Annotated in this window: 2 protein-coding genes and 1 pseudogene; 2 read left to right on the top strand and 1 reads right to left on the bottom strand. The window is 67.0% G+C overall.

Going from position 1 to position 2810, the window contains the following annotated elements; all coding sequences use genetic code 11:
- Together WBF82_RS18605 and WBF82_RS18600 are read left to right on the top strand one after the other, a co-directional pair.
- A pseudogene (locus WBF82_RS18605) lies at positions 1–342 on the top strand (aminotransferase class I/II-fold pyridoxal phosphate-dependent enzyme); the annotation flags it as partial.
- Between the two features lie 228 nt (positions 343–570).
- Entirely contained in the window at positions 571–1953 is a 1383-nt protein-coding gene (locus WBF82_RS18600; RefSeq protein WP_424384427.1) for a 13E12 repeat family protein, read from the top strand.
- Between the two features lie 6 nt (positions 1954–1959).
- Here the strand turns inward: WBF82_RS18600 and WBF82_RS18595 are convergent.
- On the bottom strand, positions 1960–2810 hold an 851-nt coding region (locus WBF82_RS18595), incomplete at its 5' end, for a PLP-dependent aminotransferase family protein (RefSeq protein ID WP_424384426.1).

The raw sequence follows: 2810 nt of genomic DNA, 5'->3' as shown, positions 1-2810 counted from the left end.
GCCGTCAGCATGTGGCGCGACAAGGCCGCAACACGCCTGGTGCACAAGGCCGAAGCCGTCTACACGCGCAACCGGGAGCGCCTTCGCGCGGCGCTGGCCGAGCGCGGCGTGGCGTCGCATGGCCGATCCGGTCTCAACATCTGGATTCCGGTGCCCGACGAAACCGTGGCGATCACCCGGCTACTCAACGCGGGCTGGGCCGCGGCGCCTGGAACCCGGTTCAGGATCGGCACGCCGCCGGGAATGCGGATTACCGTCTCAAGTCTTGATGTCACCGAAATCGAGGGGCTCGCCGACGCGGTCGCCGAGGCTCTGCATGCCGTCGGACGCGTCAGCGTGTGAGCCAGACGATGAGGCTCCTGAAATGCGTTCTGACTGAACGTATTTCCGGCGTAGACTTCCATCGCCGAACTCCCGACTGGTGCGCGCATGATAGTCCCCGATGCCGACAAATCCAGCCGTCAACGGCCCGCAAATGCTGGGTTATCCACAGTTGCGATTTCATCCACAGATTGGGCTTGGGGCTTGTGCTCGCGGCGGATTTGTCGGGCTGATTCATAGCCTCGAGGTATGGGTCCAGCGATCGGAGCCGAGCAGGCACGGCAACAAATCAGTGCCGCTCTGGATGCGATTGACGCTGCCCACGATGTGCTGCGCGAGACCCCATCGGACATGGTGGGCAACACGTTTCGCCTCGACGTCGCTGAGCGGTTGGAGACCCAAGAGCGCACCAACCGCGGGCTGATGTATCGATGCTTCGGTGAGATCGCCGACCCGCCCGACGAGGCGGGGGCGATCGCGGCGATGCGCTCGGCATTGTGGGGGCGGCTTCGCATCACGCCGGGTGAGATCACCCGCCGGGTCAAGCTGGCCGCCCGGATTCGGCCGCGCCGGTCGTTGACCGGCCCGCCGGTGCCCCCGGAGCTGCCCGAGCTGGCGGCTGCGGTCGAGGCCGGCGCGGTCGGCGACGACCACATCCGGGCGGTGTGCCGGGCCGTCGATGTGCTGCCCGCCCGCGTCTCACCCACCGAGGTGATTGCCGCCGAGCGCACCCTGGTCGAGCATGCCACCCAGGTCGATGCCGGCATCGTGAGCAAACTGGGCCAGCGCATCGCCGACTACCTCAATCCCGACGGGCTGTTCAGCGACGAGGATCGGGCACGCCGGCGCGGACTGTCCGTGGGCCCGCAGGGCCCTGACGGGATGTCGAAGCTGTCCGGGTTGCTCGACCCCGAGGCCCGCGCCTACGTCGAGGCCATCGAGGCCGCGGTGCGGCCCGGCCGCCACCTACCCGAGAGCACGGACCCGCAGGCACACGATGACCGCACGCCCGCCCAACGCTGCCACGACGCGCTCAAACTGGGTCTGCACACCGCGATCGCCTCCGGGGAACTCGGCGTGCACCGCGGTCATCCGGTCACCGTGATCGCCACCACCACCTTGGCCGAACTCAACCAAGCCGCCCACGCCGCCATCGACGCCTCGATCCCGATGCCCGCGCCCGCGCGCACCGGCGGCGGCTCGCGGCTACCGATGCGCGATCTCATCGCCATGGCCGCCAACGCCATTCACTACCTGGCCGTGTTCGACGACCACACCAAACGCCCGCTCTATTTGGGCCGCCAAAAACGCATCGCCACCGCCGACCAACGGCTGATCTGCTATGCCCGCGACCGCGGCTGCACCCGCCCCCACTGCCTGGTACCCGGCTACTACTGCGAAGTGCACCACTCACCGGACTTCGCCCGCGGCGGCCGCACCGACGCCGACAAACTCTACTTCGGCTGCGGCGGCGACCACTCCATGGCCACCCACGGAGAACTACACACCCAAGTCACCGCCAGCGGGCGACTCGGCTGGACCGATGGCACCGGCCCACCCCAAATCAACCACGCCCACCACCCCGAAGAACTCCTCCACAGCGACCCCGACCCGCCGGTAGAGGAACAGTGAGCCGGTTTAGCGCGCCGCCATGCCTAGCTTCTTGATTCCCCTAATGATCTGGGATTCAGTGAGATTCGCGTAGCCGAGCATCAAGCCCGGCAGCGCAGCGGCGCGGTCAGCATAAAACGGTGCAAGGAGTTCGACCCTGACCCCACTTTCGGCAGCACGACGCACCACGTCTTCAATCGGGTAACCGCCCGGGAACACGACGGTGAGGTGGACACCGGCCGCGGCACCGAGCACGGCCGCGTCGGGCACGTAGCGACTCAGCGCTCCAAGCAGCGCGTTTCGTCGAGGCAGGTAGCGCCGGCGCATCTGGCGCAGGTGCCGATCGTATCCACCCGAGGCCAAGAACTGGCCGAACGCGATCTGATCCATGACCGAATTGCCGGCGTCGGCAAGGCTTTTCAGTTCGATTACCGGGCCCACCAGCTCGGGCGGCAAGACCATCCAGCCCATGCGCAGGCCCGGTACCAACGTCTTGCTCGCCGAACCGAAGTAGACAACCCGATCCGGCGCCAGCCCCTGCAGCGCCCCGACGGGGGCGCGATCGTATCGATACTCGGCGTCGTAATCATCTTCGATGATGAGGTTGCCGGCGCGTGACCACTCGAGCAGCGCGGCGCGGCGCGGCGAGCTCATTACGACGCCGGTCGGTGACTGGTGCGCGGGCGTGGTCAGTACCGCTGTTGCTCTGGTTTCCCTGAGCGTTGCGACGTCGATGCCGTTGCCGTCTACTGCGACGGTGATCGGCTTTATTTCGTGATGTTGCAACACAATCCGATGTACCCAGAAACCGGGATCCTCCATCGCCAACGGCACAGCGCCTCGGCGCCGCAATAGCTGGGCGATCAGGCCGACGCCCT

Origin of the sequence: Mycobacterium sp., from assembly GCF_049673265.1 — a bacterium.
Taxonomy (GTDB): domain Bacteria; phylum Actinomycetota; class Actinomycetes; order Mycobacteriales; family Mycobacteriaceae; genus Mycobacterium.
Note: the sequence above shows the minus strand (reverse complement) of the source record. Positions and strands in the feature narration are given on the sequence as shown.